Source organism: Luteimonas sp. A537 (genome assembly GCF_054052065.1).
In genome coordinates this window covers 1-16,678 of sequence record NZ_JBSVRH010000006.1, presented here as the reverse complement: position 1 = coordinate 16,678, position 16,678 = coordinate 1, and the positions used below count along the sequence as shown (strand labels likewise).

At 64.6% G+C, this 16,678-nt stretch carries 13 protein-coding genes; 11 read left to right on the top strand and 2 right to left on the bottom strand.

Translation table 11 applies throughout. From position 1 onward, the window contains the following. Positions 1 to 54: 54 nt before the first annotated feature. A complete protein-coding gene (gene tssJ, locus ACW7GZ_RS14280) occupies positions 55 to 642 on the bottom strand; it encodes a type VI secretion system lipoprotein TssJ (protein ID WP_343279422.1) in 588 nt (195 codons plus the stop codon). 311 nt (positions 643 to 953) lie between these two features. Here tssJ and ACW7GZ_RS14275 point away from each other — a divergent pair, with 311 nt between their 5' ends. The 11 genes from ACW7GZ_RS14275 to ACW7GZ_RS14225 all read left to right on the top strand — a co-directional run bounded on the left by ACW7GZ_RS14275 (position 954) and on the right by ACW7GZ_RS14225 (position 15,952). Beyond that, positions 954 to 1,547 (top strand): tetratricopeptide repeat protein, encoded by a 594-nt coding sequence (locus ACW7GZ_RS14275; protein ID WP_457003927.1) that lies wholly within the window; start codon positions 954 to 956, stop codon positions 1,545 to 1,547. A gap of 30 nt (positions 1,548 to 1,577) precedes the next feature. Next, positions 1,578 to 2,084 carry a type VI secretion system contractile sheath small subunit gene (gene tssB, locus ACW7GZ_RS14270; protein ID WP_343279420.1) on the top strand — a complete coding sequence of 169 codons (507 nt, stop codon included), beginning with the start codon at positions 1,578 to 1,580 and terminating at the stop codon, positions 2,082 to 2,084. A 3-nt stretch (positions 2,085 to 2,087) separates the two neighbouring features. Next, positions 2,088 to 3,578, top strand: a complete 1,491-nt coding sequence (gene tssC / locus ACW7GZ_RS14265; protein ID WP_457003930.1) for a type VI secretion system contractile sheath large subunit — start codon at positions 2,088 to 2,090, stop codon at positions 3,576 to 3,578. Positions 3,579 to 3,711: 133 nt separating this feature from the next. Beyond that, positions 3,712 to 4,209 (top strand): Hcp family type VI secretion system effector, encoded by a 498-nt coding sequence (locus ACW7GZ_RS14260; RefSeq protein ID WP_457003932.1) that lies wholly within the window; start codon positions 3,712 to 3,714, stop codon positions 4,207 to 4,209. Positions 4,210 to 4,335: 126 nt separating this feature from the next. Then, positions 4,336 to 4,827 (top strand): type VI secretion system baseplate subunit TssE, encoded by a 492-nt coding sequence (gene tssE / locus ACW7GZ_RS14255; protein WP_457003933.1) that lies wholly within the window; start codon positions 4,336 to 4,338, stop codon positions 4,825 to 4,827. Between the two features lie 2 nt (positions 4,828 to 4,829). Continuing rightward, the gene (gene tssF / locus ACW7GZ_RS14250; protein ID WP_457009849.1) at positions 4,830 to 6,662 is read left to right on the top strand and encodes a type VI secretion system baseplate subunit TssF; all 1,833 of its coding nucleotides are present in this window, start codon (positions 4,830 to 4,832) and stop codon (positions 6,660 to 6,662) included. Continuing rightward, entirely contained in the window at positions 6,626 to 7,705 is a 1,080-nt protein-coding gene (gene tssG / locus ACW7GZ_RS14245) for a type VI secretion system baseplate subunit TssG (RefSeq protein WP_457003937.1), read from the top strand. The genes tssF and tssG overlap by 37 nt, the downstream gene beginning before the upstream one ends. Positions 7,706 to 7,763: 58 nt before the next feature. Beyond that, on the top strand, positions 7,764 to 10,535 hold the full coding sequence (gene tssH / locus ACW7GZ_RS14240) for a type VI secretion system ATPase TssH (protein ID WP_457009847.1): 2,772 nt from the start codon (positions 7,764 to 7,766) through the stop codon (positions 10,533 to 10,535). 27 nt (positions 10,536 to 10,562) lie between these two features. Beyond that, on the top strand, positions 10,563 to 10,898 hold the full coding sequence (locus ACW7GZ_RS14235; RefSeq protein ID WP_457009845.1) for a hypothetical protein: 336 nt from the start codon (positions 10,563 to 10,565) through the stop codon (positions 10,896 to 10,898). 16 nt (positions 10,899 to 10,914) lie between these two features. Next, entirely contained in the window at positions 10,915 to 13,857 is a 2,943-nt protein-coding gene (locus ACW7GZ_RS14230) for a type VI secretion system Vgr family protein (protein WP_457009843.1), read from the top strand. 10 nt (positions 13,858 to 13,867) lie between these two features. Further along, positions 13,868 to 15,952, top strand: a complete 2,085-nt coding sequence (locus ACW7GZ_RS14225) for a hypothetical protein (protein ID WP_457009841.1) — start codon at positions 13,868 to 13,870, stop codon at positions 15,950 to 15,952. Between the two features lie 30 nt (positions 15,953 to 15,982). Here the strand turns inward: ACW7GZ_RS14225 and ACW7GZ_RS14220 are convergent. Continuing rightward, positions 15,983 to 16,678 (bottom strand): formylglycine-generating enzyme family protein (locus ACW7GZ_RS14220; protein WP_457009839.1); only part of this gene is annotated, 696 nt, incomplete at its 5' end.

Below are 16,678 nucleotides of genomic sequence, written 5' to 3'. Positions count from 1 at the left end.
GCGTGCCGGGCTGTTCGGCCAGAATGAGACCGGGCGCACTGTTCGTGGCGTTGCTCAGCCCTTCGAGCAGCGCGTGAGCGTCAGGCTGTGGGATTCCCCCGCGATCTGCGACTGCAAGCCGGAGCTCGACGTCGTCAGTGCGCAGGCATGCAGTCCCACGGTCACGCCATCCTTCTCGGCCTCGAGGGCATCGAACGAAAAGCGCCAGCGATCTGGAGCCGGAGACCGGAACAATGCGACGACACCCATCGCAGCTGCCTCGGGCGGCAATCTCTCCGTGATCTCATGGCGCTGGTTGGGCTGGAGCACGATCTCCGTCGAACTGATCAGGTCGTCTCCAAGGGCGTCCCGCTCGGCATCCTCGTCGAGAAACGCGGAGAAGGGCGCTCGTTCGAAACGCTGGGTGTCGCGCAGGCGATACACCTTGACGACCACCGCCAATGGCTTTTGGTCGTTGCCCGAGTTCAGGTTTGCCCCGGCCCAGAGGCGCAGCGGAATCGACTTGGCGCGCGGAGCGGCGGGCTCTTCGGATTGCTTCCTGAGCCCCACGGTCTCAAGCGCCCTGCTCATCAGGCCGGGGGCGTCTTCGCGCGTTGGCTTTGATGCGCAGCCCGCCAGGCCGAGCAGTCCGGCTGCGGCCATCGCGACCAGGAATCCTGCCCGGATGCTGGCGGACCGGGCGGGGCGGAGAAGGGAGGGGCTGTCCATAGCGCGCTGTCACCTGACGATTGCTTGACCTGCGCATGGTATCCACTGTCACAATGGAAAGGTGAAATTGCGTCGGCAACTGACGCCCGGCGGCCAAGCTTGACGAACAGGGCTGGCCTGATTATATCGGTGCGTGCAACACTGAACCGTTGCTGTCGCCACCAGGCGGGAGTTGACAAGGACTTGTTAGGGAGGGGGACTGCTGTATGTGCACGGATCTGAAGAGGGGCGGGCGTGTCGCCCGCATGCTGGTGGCACTGCTTGTTGCGGCATCGCTTGCCGCGTGTGCGACGGGAGGCAAGAGCAAGCAGCCCGTCGCCACCTACGACACGCTGATCTCCACGGCCGAAGGCCAATTGGCTTCCACGGACTTCGCGGGGGCGCTGCAGAGTTTCGAGGCAGCGGCAAAGGCCGACTCGACGCGCAAAGAGCCGTGGGCGCGGCTTGCACAACTCCACTTCGACATGGGCAATTACGGACGGGCCATCGTGGCCGCCGAAGAAGTCCTGCTGCGTGATCCAAGCGACACCCTGGCCGAGAGCGTGCTGACGCTTGGCGGCTTCCGCGTCGCGGCCCAGTCGCTGCAGCGCCTGCAGAGCAGTGGCGCGCTGACCAGCGAGTCGGCGCAGCGCGAGGCTCGCGAACTGGCCACGTTGATGCGCGAAACAATGGGTCCGGAGATCGCCGGAGTCCCCGAGCCTGCCTCCAGGCCGGCACGTCGCGCGGCTCCGCGCCGGCAGAGTGCGCCCGCACGCGCGCCGGCGGCCGAGGCAGCGCCCGCACCGGCACCAGCCCGGAAACCCACTACCAACCCTTTTGACAAGCTCGGCGGTAACTGAGCAGGTCCAGGCGTAATCGGAGATCGCACGATGGCAAAGAAGGACAGCATCCAGAAGAAGTTGCAGAAGGTCCGCCCGCCGCGGGTGCAGTTGACCTACGACGTGGAAAAAGGCGAAGCGATTGAACAGAAGGAGATTCCGTTCGTCGTGGGCGTGCTTGGAGACCTGAGCGGCCAGCCGGAAGAGCCGCTCCCGCGACTCAAGGACCGCAAGTTCGTCAATATCGACCTGGACAACTTCGATGACGTTCTGGAAGGCGTGGCGCCGCGGGCGGTCTTCCGCGTACCCAACAAGCTCAGTGACGAAGGTGGCGAGTTCGCGGTCGACCTGAAGTTCAAGTCGATCGACGACTTCAGGCCCGAAGCCGTCGTGGAGCAGGTGGAGCCGCTGCGCAAGCTGCTGGAGGCGCGCTCCAAGCTTGCCGATCTCCGCAACAAGCTTGCGGGCAACGAAAAACTGGAAGACCTGCTCACCGACGTCCTGAACAACACCGAGCAGCTCAGGCAACTCGACACGTCCGGTGACGGGCAGGAGTAATTGATGAACGCGAAAGCAGCCACTGCCGTCGAAGGTGCCACGCAGACCGTCGAACCCGGCCTGCTCGACCAGATCGTCGAGAAAAGCAAGGTCGCGAAATCCGAAGCGGAGCACCAGCGCGCCAAGGACATCATCTCGGAGCTTGCGAAAGAGGTCCTGCAGGGCACGGTCGTCGTTTCCGACAACCTCAACCTCACGCTGGACTCGCGCGTGGCCGAACTGGATCGCCTGATTTCCGACCAGGTCAGCGCCATCATGCACGCCCCGAAGTTCCAGGAGCTCGAGTCCACCTGGCGCGGCCTGCACTACCTGTGCCAGCAGACCTCGACCGGGTCGATGCTCAAGATCAAGGTGCTGAACGCCCCCAAGAAGGACCTGGTCAAGGACTTCAAGTCGGCGATCGACTTCGACCAGAGCGCGCTCTTCAAGAAGGTTTACGAGGAAGAGTTCGGCACCTTCGGCGGCTCGCCGTTCGGTGCACTCATCGGCGACTACCAGATCGGCCGCCAGCCGGAGGACATGTACTTCATCGAGCAGATGTCGCATGTCGCCGCAGCCGCCCATGCTCCGTTCATCGCCGCGGCCAGCAACGACATGTTCGGCCTGGAAAGCTTCACCGACCTCGGCAAGCCGCGCGACCTGGCCAAGGTGTTCGACACCGTCGAGTACGCGAAGTGGAAGTCGTTCCGCGAGTCCGAGGACAGCCGCTACGTGGGCCTGACGCTGCCCCGCTTCCTGGGGCGGCTGCCTTACGATCCGAAGGAGGGTACGACGGTCGAGGGCTTCAATTACGTCGAGGACGTGAGCGGCACCGACCATGACAAGTACCTGTGGTGCAACACCGCCTTTGCCTTTGGTGCGCGACTGACCCAGGCGTTCGAGGACTTCGGCTGGTGCGCCGCGATCCGTGGCGTTGAAGGCGGCGGACTGGTCGAGGACCTCCCGACCCACACCTTCCGTACGGACGATGGCGAGGTCGCACTGAAGTGCCCGACCGAACTTGCCGTCACCGATCGCCGCGAGAAGGAGCTCAGCGACCTGGGATTCATCCCCCTGGTGCATTGCAAGAATACCGATTACGCCGCGTTCTTCGGCGCCCAGTCGGTGCAGAAGCCGAAGAAGTACAACACCGATTCGGCCAATGCCAACGCCATCCTGTCGGCGCAGCTGCAGTACATCTTCGCGGTGTCGCGAATCGCCCATTACCTCAAGGCGATGATGCGCGAGAAGATCGGCAGCTTCGCGTCTGCGGGCAACGTCGAGGATTTCCTCAACCGCTGGATCGCCCAGTACGTGCTGCTGGACGACAACGCGACGCAGGAGGCCAAGGCGCAGTATCCGCTGCGTGAGGCGTCCATCCAGGTTTCGGAAGTCCCGGGCAAGCCCGGGGTCTACCGCGCTGTGGCCTTCCTCAGGCCACATTTCCAGCTCGATGAGCTGTCTGTCTCGCTCCGGCTCGTGGCCGAACTTCCGGCTTCCGCGAAAAAGTCGTAAGCGGGACCTGCAACAACAAGGGGCGCAGACCCTCTGACGCAGACCGGGCCGTTGCATGTCGCAATGGTCCGGCCATCCCTCCGGACAGATGTCCGGTAATTCTCATGGAAGAACGGAACAAGGAATCAACATCATGCAACACGCATTCCTCAGCATCGACACCATCAAGGGCGAGTCCCGGGACCAGGACCACAAGGACTGGATCGAGATCGAATCCTTCTCGCAGGATGTTCTGCAACCGCGTTCGGCAACGGCCTCCACCAAGGGTGGCCAGACTGCAGCCCGCGCGGAGCTGTCCCCGATCGAGGTCGTCAAGCAGATCGACCTGGCAACCACCGCGCTGCACCAGGCGGCGGCCAATGGCACCACCTTCCCGAAGGCGGCCATCGAGTTCTACCGTGCCGACAAGGACGGCAAGGCAGTCAACTACTACAAGGTCGAACTGCTGAACGTGCTCGTTCATCGCGTGACGACCTCGGTTGACAAGGAAGGCATGCCGCAGGAAACGATCCAGCTGAGCTTTGGCTCGATCAAATGGACGTACCAGCAGCAGAAGGCCGAAGGCGGCCTGGGCGGCAAGGCTGTTGCGCAGTGGAGCCCCACGCTCAACAAGCCGACGCACAGCGTCTGATGTGAGTCGATGCGGCGGTGCGATGTTGCACCGCCGTATTTGTTTCCGGGGGGACCTCATGGATGCTTCGCAACGAGGCAGGAGGAGGCCGGAACGTGATGGTCCAGACGAAGGAAGGACGCGTGCATGAAGGGATACGAGCCGAACCTGCTGGAGAAGCTGCTGGACGATGACTCCAGGAGCAACGCCGCGGCAGGGACCCTCAAGTCCGTCCCACTCGAGCAATACAAGGAGTCGGTGGCGCGCGACCTCGAAGGCCTGCTGAACAGCCGCGCGGCCTTCACCGAAGAAGACCTGGACGCTTTTCCAAACTGCAGGCAGTCACTGATGACCTACGGGCTCAGCGACTTTTCGGGCAAGAGCCTGGCCAATGCCTACGACAGGGCCGCCATCTGCCGCTCGCTCGAGCAGGCCGTGGCGCGGCACGAGTCGCGCCTGGTCAACGTCCGCGTGTCGCTGCAGACCGACTCCCGAAACGCGTCGACCCTGCATTTCACCATCCATGCGCTGTTGAACCTGCAGCCGGCGCGCGAGCCGATCAGCTTTGACGCGATGCTGCAGACCAACACCCAGCATTACTCCGTCAGCCGCCTGCGCCGCTTGAAAGACGTCGCCTGACGATGGAAGACCTGCTGCCCTATTACGAGCGCGAACTGGCATACCTCCGGAAGTACGGCCGGGAGTTCGCCGATCGCTATCCAAAGATCGCCGGGCGCCTGCTGCTGTCCGGCGATGGCAGCCAGGACCCGCACGTCGAGCGCCTGATCGAATCGTTCGCCCTGCTCAGTGCACGGGTTTCAAAGCGGATCGAAGACGGATACCCGGAGTTCACCGAGTCGCTGCTGGAAGTGATGTATCCGCACTACCTGCGGCCGTTTCCCTCATGCTCCATCGCGCACTTCGACATGGGTGCGGCGCTGTCCAAGCTGAGCTCGCCGCTGCATGTGCCCCGTGGAACGCTGTTGCAGTCGCGCCAGGTGCGCGGCGTAGCCTGCCGTTTCCGGACCACCAGCGACGTGACCCTGGCGCCCATCAACGTTTCATCCGCGCGCTACCTGACGATTGCCGCTCCGCCGATGGCGGTGACATTGCCGGCGGATGCCGGTGGCCAGGTCTCCATGTCATTTTCCCTGCACGGCGACGACGCCTCGGTCCAGCAGTTGGGCGTGGACAAGCTGCGCCTGTTCATGGACGGGGAAGCGTCCTTCCGCTCGGCGCTGCGCGACACGCTTTGCCTGCAGGTGTTGCAGGCCTGGGTTGAACCCGGCAACGGCGGACGCTGGGTCGCGCTGCCGGAAGTTCCGTTGGTACCCGTCGGCTTTACCGACGAAGAGGCGCTGATCGACTTCCCGCAACGATCGCATTCGGCATACAGGCTGCTCACGGAACTGTTCGCGTTCCCGGAGAAGTTCGGCTTCTTCGATCTTGATCTCGGGTCGCTGCCTGCCGGTATCGGCCGCGAGTTCACCCTGCATTTCGTACTCAGGAGCAGCGGCGACTGGGCGTCAAGTCGCATGCTGGAAGCCCTCGGTCCCCAGCACGTGCGCACCGCATGCACGCCAATCGTGAACCTGTTCGCGATGCATGGCGAGCCCATCCGGATCTCGCACACAAACACCCATTACCCCGTGGTCGCCGACGCGCGCCGGGCATTTGCCTACGAGGTGTACTCGATAGATTCGGTGCACCGCATCAGGCAGACGCCACAGGGCGAGCAGATCACCGAGTTCCGACCGTTCTACTCCCTGCAGCACGGCGAAAGTCCCGATCAGAATGGCCACTACTGGGTGGCCCGGCGCGACGAAGACGTGGCCGTGCGCAGTCCCGGCCATGAAACCGAACTGTCCTTCGTCGACCTCGATTTCAACGCATCCGCGCCGCAGGCCGATGTGGTCAGCCTGGAGCTGAACTGCACCAACCGGGACCTGCCGTCCGAGCTGGCCTATGGGCTGCCGGGCGGCGACCTGGTGCAGGAGGGCGGAAGCCCGGCGCGGGCGATTTCCCTGCTGCGCAAGCCCACGCCACCGCGTCGCTTCGCGCGCGGGCGCGGCGCGCAGTGGCGGCTGATCTCGCATCTGTCCCTGAACAGTTTGTCGCTGACCCAGAGCGGCCTGTCCGCACTGAAGGAGATGCTGCACCTGTACGACATCAACCAGTCGCCGGTCACCCGCAGGCAGATCGACGGCATCGTCGGCCTGTCCAACGAGCCGACCACCACCTGGCTGTCCGGACGGCATTTTTCCAGCATCGTGCGCGGCGTGAAGATCACGCTGACCGTCGACGAAACCGGCTTCGTGGGCACCGGCATCGCGCCGTTCGCCGGCGTGATGGACCGGTTCTTCGGGCTGTACGTGCATGCCAACAGCTTTACCCAACTCAGCATCCTGTCGGCAACGACGGACGAGGTACTGGTCGAATGCAAGCCACGAAGCGGCGAATCGATCCTGGCGTAGCGCAGCAGTTGCTGCAGGAGCCGCATCGCTTCGGATTCTTCCAGGCGATGCGGATCTTGGAGCACATGTTTGCGCGCTCGCCTGGAAGCACGGGGGAGCCGCTGGATCGCCTCAGGTTCCGCAACAGCCTTTCGCTGGCCTTTCCCGCCAGCGAGATCGAGGCGATCGAAGCCTGGTCCGAAGACGGCGTGAAGCTGGAGAAGGCCGCGGCGATCGAACACGCGGTCGCGACCGAGACCGTCGGTTCGGTGAGCCTCACGCCGGCATTCGCCGGCTTCACGGGAATCAGTGGCGTGCTGCCGCTGCACTACACGGAGCTGCTGGCCCAGCGGGAGATCTACGAGCGCGACCGCGCGCCGCGGGCGTTCCTGGACATCTTCTTCAACCGGATCGCGTCCCTGCACTACGCCGCCTGGAAGAAGCACCAGCTCGGGGTCCAGTACGAACTGGACCGACGTGAACGTTTCCTTCCGCTGGTCCTGTCGCTGGCCGGAATGGGCATGGGTTCGCTGCGCGACCGGATGATCGACGGCGACGGCGACGTGTTCGACCAGGCCGTGGCCCACTATGCCGGAGGCATCCGCCAGCATCCGGTGTCGGCGAGCTTCCTGCAGCGCATCCTCGCGGACTACTTCGGTACCCACGTGCGGGTCGAGCAGTTCGTTGGGGCCTGGTACCCGGTGCCCGAGAAGGCCCGCACGCGGCTGGGGGTCGGCAACGCCTCGCTGGGCTCGACTGCACTGGCCGGCGACCGGCTGTGGCAGCGCGACCTGCGCATGCGGCTGTGGGTCGGGCCGCTGGACAAGGCGCGGTTCGATGCCTTCCTGCCCGGTGGGCAGGCGGCCCGTGCGCTGGCCAAGTGGCTGACGCTGCTCACCGGCGTATGCCTCGAGTACGAGGTGCGCTTGACCCTGCGGGCAGAGGACGTCGATGGCATGGACCTCGCCAAGGGCGCGCGACTCGGCTGGGATACCTACCTCCTGTCCCAGCCTGATACCCGGCCGCGCTCCGATACCACCTACACGATCCACACGTTGCACTGACCAGGCACGACCTCGTTCCACCTTTCTCCTCGCCAAAACGGACGGCATTGATCGAAGCATGAGCATCAACCTCAAGACCCTGATCGGAAAACTCAACGACACCTGCCGCCAGGCGGCCGAGCGCGCGGCGAACCTGTGCATGTCGCGCGGCAACTACGAGGTGGACCTGGAACACCTCTTCCTTGCGCTGCTCGAGCAGCCGGATGGCGACATTGCGCTCATTGCCCGGCGCAGCGGCGTCGCGACCGATGCCCTGGAACGCGACCTCAATACGGAAATCGGGCGCTTCAAAAGCGGCAATACGCGCACGCCGGTGTTCTCGCCGCACCTGCCGTCGCTGTTCGAACATGCATGGCTGATCGCCTCGCTTGACTCCGAAACAAGCCGCATCCGCAGCGGCCACCTGTTGCTGGCACTCTTGACCGAGCCTTCGCTGTCGCAGCTGGCCTACCGGGGCTCCAAGCTGTTCGCGAAGATCAAGCGTGACGAACTCAAGCACGACTTCGCCAGCCTGACCCAGGGTTCGGTCGAAGCGGGGCAGGGCGTGCGTTTCAACGACGCCTCCGCCACCGAGGGCACCGACGATGGCGACGCCTCACCCGCCCCGGGCCTGTCGAAGACGCCCGCGCTGGACCAGTTCACCACCAACCTGACCCAGCGCGCACGCGACGGCCATATCGATCCCGTGATCGGTCGCGACGCCGAGATCCGCCAGCTGGTGGACATCCTGATGCGCCGCCGCCAGAACAACCCGATCCTTACCGGCGAGGCCGGCGTCGGCAAGACCGCCGTGGTCGAAGGCCTGGCGCTGCGGATCGCCGACAAGGACGTGCCGGACGTGCTGCTGGGCGTCGAGCTGCAGGTGCTGGACATGGGCTTGCTGCAGGCGGGCGCAAGCGTCAAGGGCGAGTTCGAGAACCGACTCAAGAACGTCATCGACGAGGTCAAGAAAAGCCCGCACCCGATCATCCTGTTCATCGACGAAGCCCATACCATGATCGGTGCCGGCGGGCAGGCGGGCCAGAGCGACGCCGCCAACCTGCTCAAGCCTGCGCTGGCGCGCGGCGAGCTGCGCACCATCGCGGCCACCACCTGGGCCGAGTACAAGAAGTACTTCGAGAAGGACGCAGCACTCGCGCGGCGCTTCCAGGTGGTCAAGGTGGACGAGCCCTCGGAGACGCTCGCCGCGGCTATGCTGCGCGGCATCGTGCCGCTGATGGAGAAGCACTTCGGCATCCGCGTGATGGACGAGGCGATCACTGAGGCCGTTCGCCTCTCACATCGCTACATCAGCGGCCGGCAGCTGCCGGACAAGGCGGTGGGCGTACTGGATACGGCGTGCGCCCGCGTTGCCCTGGGCCAGAGCGCCACGCCTGCGATCATCGAGGACACCCGCAAGCATCTCGACCGGCTGGATGCCGAGATCGCCGCGCTTGAGCGCGAAGCCGCGGCTGGCGCCCTGCACGACGAGCGCCTGGCCGAGATCCGCCAGCAGCGCCAGGACGCCGAAACGCGCCTGGCCGGGAACCAGGAACGCCTGACGCAGGAGACCGCGCTCGCACAGAAGATCCAGGCGCTGCGTGGCAGTCTGGAAACCCGTCGGGGCGCCGTGGCGCCGGCCGCGGCTGCGGGCGCCGCGGGCGAGGACGATGCTGGGGCAGGGAGCACCGCAAAGAAGGTGCCGGCGAAGAAAGCCGCTGCAAAGTCGGCGAAGGCCGGCAAGACGGCCAAGGCCGATCCCGAGCAGGCGGAACTGCAGGCCCTGCTGGCTGAACTGCGCGAACTGCAGGGCGAAAGCCCGATGGTGCCACTGCAGGTAGACGGCACCGTGGTGGCCGAGATCGTCTCCGCCTGGACCGGCATCCCGCTGGGGCGCATGGTCAAGGACGAAATCCGCACCGTGCGCAACCTGAAGCCCCTGCTCGCCGAACGCGTGATCGGACAGGACCATGCGCTGGAGGCCGTGGCCCAGCGCGTGCGCACCGCCAGCGCCAAGCTGGAAGATCCCAACAAGCCCCGCGGTGTCTTCATGTTCGTCGGCCCCTCCGGCGTCGGCAAGACCGAAACCGCGCTGGCGCTCGCCGACATCCTCTACGGTGGCGAGCGCAAGCTGATCACCATCAACATGAGCGAGTACCAGGAGGCGCACAGCGTGTCCGGACTGAAGGGCTCGCCCCCGGGCTACGTGGGCTATGGCGAGGGTGGCGTGCTGACTGAAGCCGTGCGCCGCCAGCCCTACAGCGTCGTGCTGCTGGACGAAGTCGAGAAAGCCCACCCCGACGTGCTGGAGATGTTCTTCCAGGTGTTCGACAAGGGAATGATGGACGATGCCGAAGGCCGCGAGATCGACTTCCGCAACACCCTGATCATCCTGACCTCCAATGTCGGCTCGCCGCAGATCATGCAGGCCTGCCTCAACAAGCCCGCCGAAGAAATCCCGGCGGCCGACGACCTGGCCGCGGCGCTGCGTCCGATCCTGATGAAGCACTTCAAGCCCGCCTTCCTGGGGCGCCTGAAGGTGGTGCCGTACTACCCGATCTCCGACGATGTACTCGTGCAGATCATCCAGCTCAAGCTGGGGCGCATCCGGGATCGCGTACAGGCCAACCACAAGGCAGTCTTCAGCTGGGACAACAACCTGGTCGAAGCCGTGCTGGCCCGCTGCACCGAGGTCGACAGCGGCGCGCGCAGCGTCGATCACATCCTCAATGGCACGGCACTTCCCGAAATTGCGGAGTCCGTTCTGGCGAGGATGGCCGAGGGCGGTAAGATCGAGGCCATCAAGGTTTCAGCGGACAAGAAGGGCGCATTCAAGTACCGGATCACCTGATCCGGCATCAACCTCAAGGAGGAGCCGATGGCTACTGACACCCGCAACGAGCGCGAGAACATCCTCGCCAACATCCACCAGCACTGGCAGGGCACGTACCAGCCGGGGAGCGTCGATTACAGTGCTTGGCGCAGGCTGGAGCCGGCGCTGGTCGCCGACCTGCTCGACAACGCTCCTGTCGCCGCGCGCCACGACGCGCGCATGCTGCTTGCCGACCTGCAGCAACATCCCTGGCGCATCCTGTCGGCCCAGGGCGGGAAAGGAGCCGAGGGCCTGCAGCTCACACTCCAACTGAAGGGCCGCCAGGTCCAGCTGCAGTGCAGCGATAGCCCGGCGCTACGCGTCGTGGGGATCACCGGGTAAACAGGAAAACAAAGCCATGGATGCGCTTGTTCAGATGCAGACGCTGTTGGGCGCCGCACCGCTGCAAGGCGGTCGGCTGCTGAAGTTGCACACCGCGTTGGGGCAGGACGCCCTGGTCGCGGAAGCCCTGTCGGCGGTGGAGCGCCTGGACGAAGGCGGCTTCCGCCTGTCGCTGTGCGTGCTGTCGGCCGACGCCGGGCTCGACGCCGGCAAGCTGTTGGGGCAACCGGTGCTGCTTGAACTGCGCACCGACGCCGGCGGCATGCGTCCGTTCCACGGCCACGTGACCGCGTTCGAGCTGCTGGGCAGCAACGGCGGCCTGGCGCGCTACGGGCTGGTGATCGAGCCGTGGCTGGCACTGCTGCGCCAGCGCGTGGACAGCTACGCGTTCCAGGACAAGAGCGTCGTCGAGATCATCGAAGACGTGTTCGCCGACTACGCCGAAGCCGGCGCGCTGGTCCCGGCTTGGCGCTGGGAGCTGCGCGATCGCAGCGTCTACCCGAAGCGCAGCCTGACCACCCAGTACGCCGAGAGCGACTTCGACTTCGTGCAGCGCCTGCTGGCGGAGGAGGGCATCGCGTACTGGTTCGAGCACGCGGGCGACCCGTCCAGCGAAACCCGCGGCACCCACACTCTGGTGCTGGCCGATCACAACGAGGCCTTCGCCGACAGCGGCCGCATCCGCTACCACCGCGCCGACGCCACCGAAGCCGAGGACAGCATCCAGCTCTGGCGCAGCACGCGACGCGCGCAGACCGCGCGGTTGTCGCGCGCCAGCTGGGACTATCGCAGCCTGGGCCTGCGTCCGGCGACGGCCGAAGGCGACGACGTGTCGGGCATGGGCGTGGAGGACGACGACATTGCCGGCCCCTACGCCTGGCATGACAGCGCCGACGGCGAGCGCAAGGCGCGGCAGCAGTTGGAGGCGCAGCAGGTGCAGGCGCGGACCTTCGAGGGTGAAGGCAGCTGGCGCGGCCTCGGTGCGGGTGCGCAGTTCGAACTGGCGCAACACCCCGACCACAGTGGCGACCAGGCGCAATTCACCTGCCTGCAGGTCTGGCACGAGGCGCGTAACAACCTGGGTGCCGGGATCGTGGAGCGCAGCGAAGCCGAGCTTGGCGCGGCCCTGCCGCCGCCGCTGCTGGCCCAGGCGCTGCAGGGCATCGGCTCGCCGGGTGCGCTGCAGCTGGCATCGTTTGGCCAGGCTGACGCATCCAGCGCCGGATCCAACCTGGATTTTGGCGAAGGCTTCTACCGCAACCGTTTCGAAGCCATTCCGGCCGCAACCCCGTACCGCCCGCAGACCGTCGACGGCCATGGCCGCCGCCGGCATCCCCGGCCCACGGTCATCGGCACCCAGACCGCGATCGTGGTCGGCGACGGCGGTCCGGTGCTGACCGACCGCGACCATCGCATCAAGGTGCAGTTCCACTGGCAGCGCGGCGGCAACGCCAGCAGCGGCCAGGCGCATCCGGGTGGCGACGACAACGCTCCGGCCAATGAAGCCGCCTGGACCTGGGTCCGCGTGGCCACGCCATGGGCGGGTGACAACTGGGGCGGCGTGCTGGTCCCGCGCGTGGGCCAGGAAGTGGTGGTCGCGTTCCTCGAAGGCGACATCGACCGCCCGGTGGTGGTGGGCAGCGTGTACAACGGCGTCGGCAACGAAGACGCCGCGCACAACCGGATCGGCAACGGCGCGGCCAATGCGACCGGCAACGCCCCGGCGTGGTTCGAGGGCAACGAGCACGCCGCGGTGTACGCAGGCCTGAAGAGCCAGGCGCTGGCCGACAGCCAGGGCGGCAGCGGCGGCTACCAGCAACTGCGGCTGGACGACACGCCGGGCCAAGGCCGCGCCCAGGCCAGCACCACCCAGCAGCAGACCACGCTGACGCTCGGCCATCTAAAGGGTGGGCAAGACAACGTGCGTGGCGCCGAGCGCGGGTTCGGGGCGGAGCTGTCGACCCAGGCCAGCGGCGCGCTGCGGGCCGGCCAGGGCCTGCTGCTCACGACTGAACCCGGCGGCCCGCAGCTGGCCGCGCCAATGGCGCACCAGCAGCTTGGCCAGAGCGAGCAGCTGCTGCAGTCGCTGGCGGACGTAGCGAAGACCCAGCAGGCGCAGCTCGAAGGCGATCCCGACGAACTACCTGCACAAGCGTCACTGAAGAGCCTGCAGGAGACGCTGCAGGCGACCCAGAGCGGCAGCGCCCCGGGTAACGGGATCGAAGGCGGCGAGGGCGAGGTGCCGGGATGGAGCGCTCCTGTGATCGCGGGCTCGAGCACCGCGGGCATCGCCAGCGTGACCCCGGCCGACCAGGTGTGGGTGTCCGGCACGCAGACGGTGCTGAGCGCGGACCGGGACATCAACTGGCTGAGCCAGGGCGAGACGGTACTGCTGGTGGCCGAGGGTGCGGTGCTGTTCACGCACGGCGGCGAAGCACCGGCGGACAAGCCCCACAAGGAACGCGGCATCGCGCTGCATGCGGCGCAGGGCAAGGTGAGCGCGCGTGCGCACCGGAACGTGGCGAAGGTGGCGGCGAAGACGAGCGTGACGATTGCCAGCACGCAGGCTGACGTGGAGATGAGTGCACCGAGCAAGCACCTTCTGCTGACGGCCGCTGGCGCCTACCTGAAGCTCGAAGGCGGCAACATCGAGCTGGGAGCCCCGGGGACGATCGAGTTCAAGGCGACGAAGAAGGAGTTGACGGCGGCTTCCATACCGTCTTCTTCGGCATTGTCGTTACCCAAAGCTGAGCCGTTGAATAATGAGATGTTCCAGATCGTCGATGAAGTCAGCGGAGCGCCCATGCCGTGGGAGCCTTATCACATCGTCGATGCGGCCGGCACTGTGCTGGCGCAGGGCGTGACCAATCGCACTGGTGAGACCCAGCGTGTTCACACGCCAAAACGTGCAAAAGTCAAACTGATTCGTGGTTTGCCCAGCAAAGAGATCGGGGTCTGAGGGATATCACATGGACGGAAACACACCGCTTGCACAAAGCACCACGACTCCCTCGCGTGAAACGCGCGAAGTGGCCAGGGTTGCGCCCCAACCACTTTTTTTCCTGCGTCCCGAAACCAGCGAAATCTACGTTTGCAGCGCAACCGATACCTCAAAGATACTGGCAGAAGCTGCGTTGATTGATGAACTGATCGCAGATATGTTCATCGCGCAAGCTGCAACCCGCGAAGTGGAGACTTCCAGGCAGCCAACGGCAGAGGACCTAAATCGCGCATTGAGACAAGAGGAGGCTGCGCGGGACACGCTGTTCGAAGAGTTGTCCGAGATCAAGGCATTCTCGGGAGGCGACGAGATGATGGAGTTGGTCAGCCTTCCGGGCAGGGAGAACAAGTACAAGGGCAAGACATTGACCTATGTGCGCTCTTCCAAGGTCAAGAGCCATTTCAGGCAATACAAGCTGGCCAACGCCGAACAGCCCGAGATGAAGTCCGTTCTGGTGAGGGACGAGTCGACCGGGAAAATGAAAATCGACCAGAAGAAACTGCAGGACTCCCTGAAACTTACCGCAAGCGACGTCAAAATCAAGGAAAAGATCGGGGAACACGTTGTCGCAAAGTGGGCAGAGGAGTGGGCACCTGAGTTTGTCCGGGAATTTAATAGGGACTTCAACTTCAAGCGGGAAGCAGCTGCTTCCGACGAAGCCGACGGAGAAAGAACGGTCGATTTTTCGGGTGGAGCAACGCTCCTCCGCGCATTCGCGACCGCCGATGTAAAGGCAGGAGCTCATGTGGATGGCACGCTCGCCGATGCCCTGAAGGGCAAGGGAAGCATCGGTGCTACCTACAAGGCCAAGGGGACGGCGGCGTTTGCGCTGGCCGAAGGCAAGGTCGCGCTGGATTTCTACATTCCCGACAAGAACGGATTCGGGTTGTATCTGCCGGTTGCGGGCGGTAAAGACGAATCTCTGGGGGCCTTTCGCGCGGAACTGGGGACGGAGCTTTCCGGGTTCGTGGGCGCTAGCGTGCTCGGCGAAGGCGGTCTGGAAGTGAGTATCGGGACCGATGACAAGGGAAAGCAGGTGCAAGGCATCCGCGGCACGCGTGCGAAACGGCGTACCGGCCAGCAGCTGAAGAAGAAGAAGCTGAGTGTGGTGATGGAAGGTGATCTGGGCGGCGAGGTCAGCGCGTTCGCCGGCGCGGAGGGGCTGCTTGCCGTCTCGGGCGGAGTGAGTTGGCTCAAGCCGGAAAGCCGTGACGATTTCGTCTCGTTTGCCGAGGTATCGCCGTCGGTAGCCGCTCAGGCCGGCGCGGGCGGGACGGCCGCGTTCTATATCAGGTACCGAGACAGCAAGTTGCGTATCCACTGCAAGCTGGGCGCTTGTTGGGGTTTGGGCCTGAAGGGCAGCATTGAGGCGTCGGTGTCACCGCTCACCTTGGGCGAGTTCGTGCTGTGGTTCCATTACCAAGTGGTCAATGCGGGCAGCCGGAATCTGCAGTACTTCGAAGACAGAGCTTGGGACGCTTATCTGCGTATGCAGACACTGGCGGTACTGAAGGGCAAGCGCATTGCCGACTTTTATGGTCAGGCGGAACATATCCTCGAAGAGAGGTACGAAGAATGGAAAGAGTGGGCGAAGAACCGCCCGCGCGAAGCGATCCAGGCGATTGCGGCCGGCCTGCGGCAGGCTGCGGTGTTACTGCCGGAAGTGCGGGGATTTTTGCTGAAGATGCTGGAAGAGGCCTACAACGAGATCAAGAAGATGGGCGAGGATGTGGCGGACTGGTTCCGGGATCTTCTCTCCGCAGTGAACGTGCTGACGGACGACGTTTATCTGCAGAACGAATACAAGAACGTCCAGCAGTTCGCGTCGCAGAAGCTGGGCGTGAAGGACGGAAACATGATGGCGATGGATACGTTCGTGGGCGAACTGCTGGGACAGGAACGTTTGGCGGAATTGCACCGGCTCAAGACCGCACCGACCCCCGGGTTCTACACCGTCCCCAACCGGGCGTTCGCGTACCGGCTGCAGAACGGAACGCATGTGGCGTGGATGGGAAATCCCTGGTGGCAGCAGGACGACACGCGCTTGGCGTAAGCGGAGGGATCATTCCCGTTAACGGGATGGTTACTTCCAGCGGGGCGCGTTGACCACGCAGCGGAAAGCAGCCTTATTGATATTGATGGCACTTTGCTGACGCTTGTCGTTGATGTTGTCGTCATCGTCGTCGTAGAGTTGGTAGTCTTTCCCCAATCCAAATCGGTCCAGGACGGTCCATCCGCCATCGGCGCTGGCCCGCGCGACCTTCTCGATACCGCTCGCAGGGCCTGTCGGATTACGCACCGGGCGCTTGGGTGTTGGAGTGGGATAGCGCGCATACCAGTCGTTCACCCATTCCTTGCCGAAGGCAATAAAATCGTACAAGCCTTTCGGATTGGTATCATAAATGCCGCTTGGGCGGTTGAACAAATGGTCGGGCCCCTTGTGCACTCCAGCGACGGCCTCGAGATCATCCTGAAACTTGATCGGATCCACCTTGTCCGCACGCGGGTTGGCGATACCGAAGGCGTAGGGCTTGCCGCCGGAGCGCGCGCTGTACTCCCATTGCGCCTCAGTGGACAGGGCAAACGGCTGGCCTGAGATCTCCGCCAGCCACGCGCAGTAATCGTGAGCCTGCTGCCAAGTCACCAACGCGTTGTAGTTCGGGTAGCGGCGTTCCAGAAAAAAATAGTATTCAATATGGGAGGTTTCACCGCCGTGAGTTACATCAGCAGAGATCAAATCGGTGCCGATCAACGATAGCTCACGATGTCGGGTGTAGGT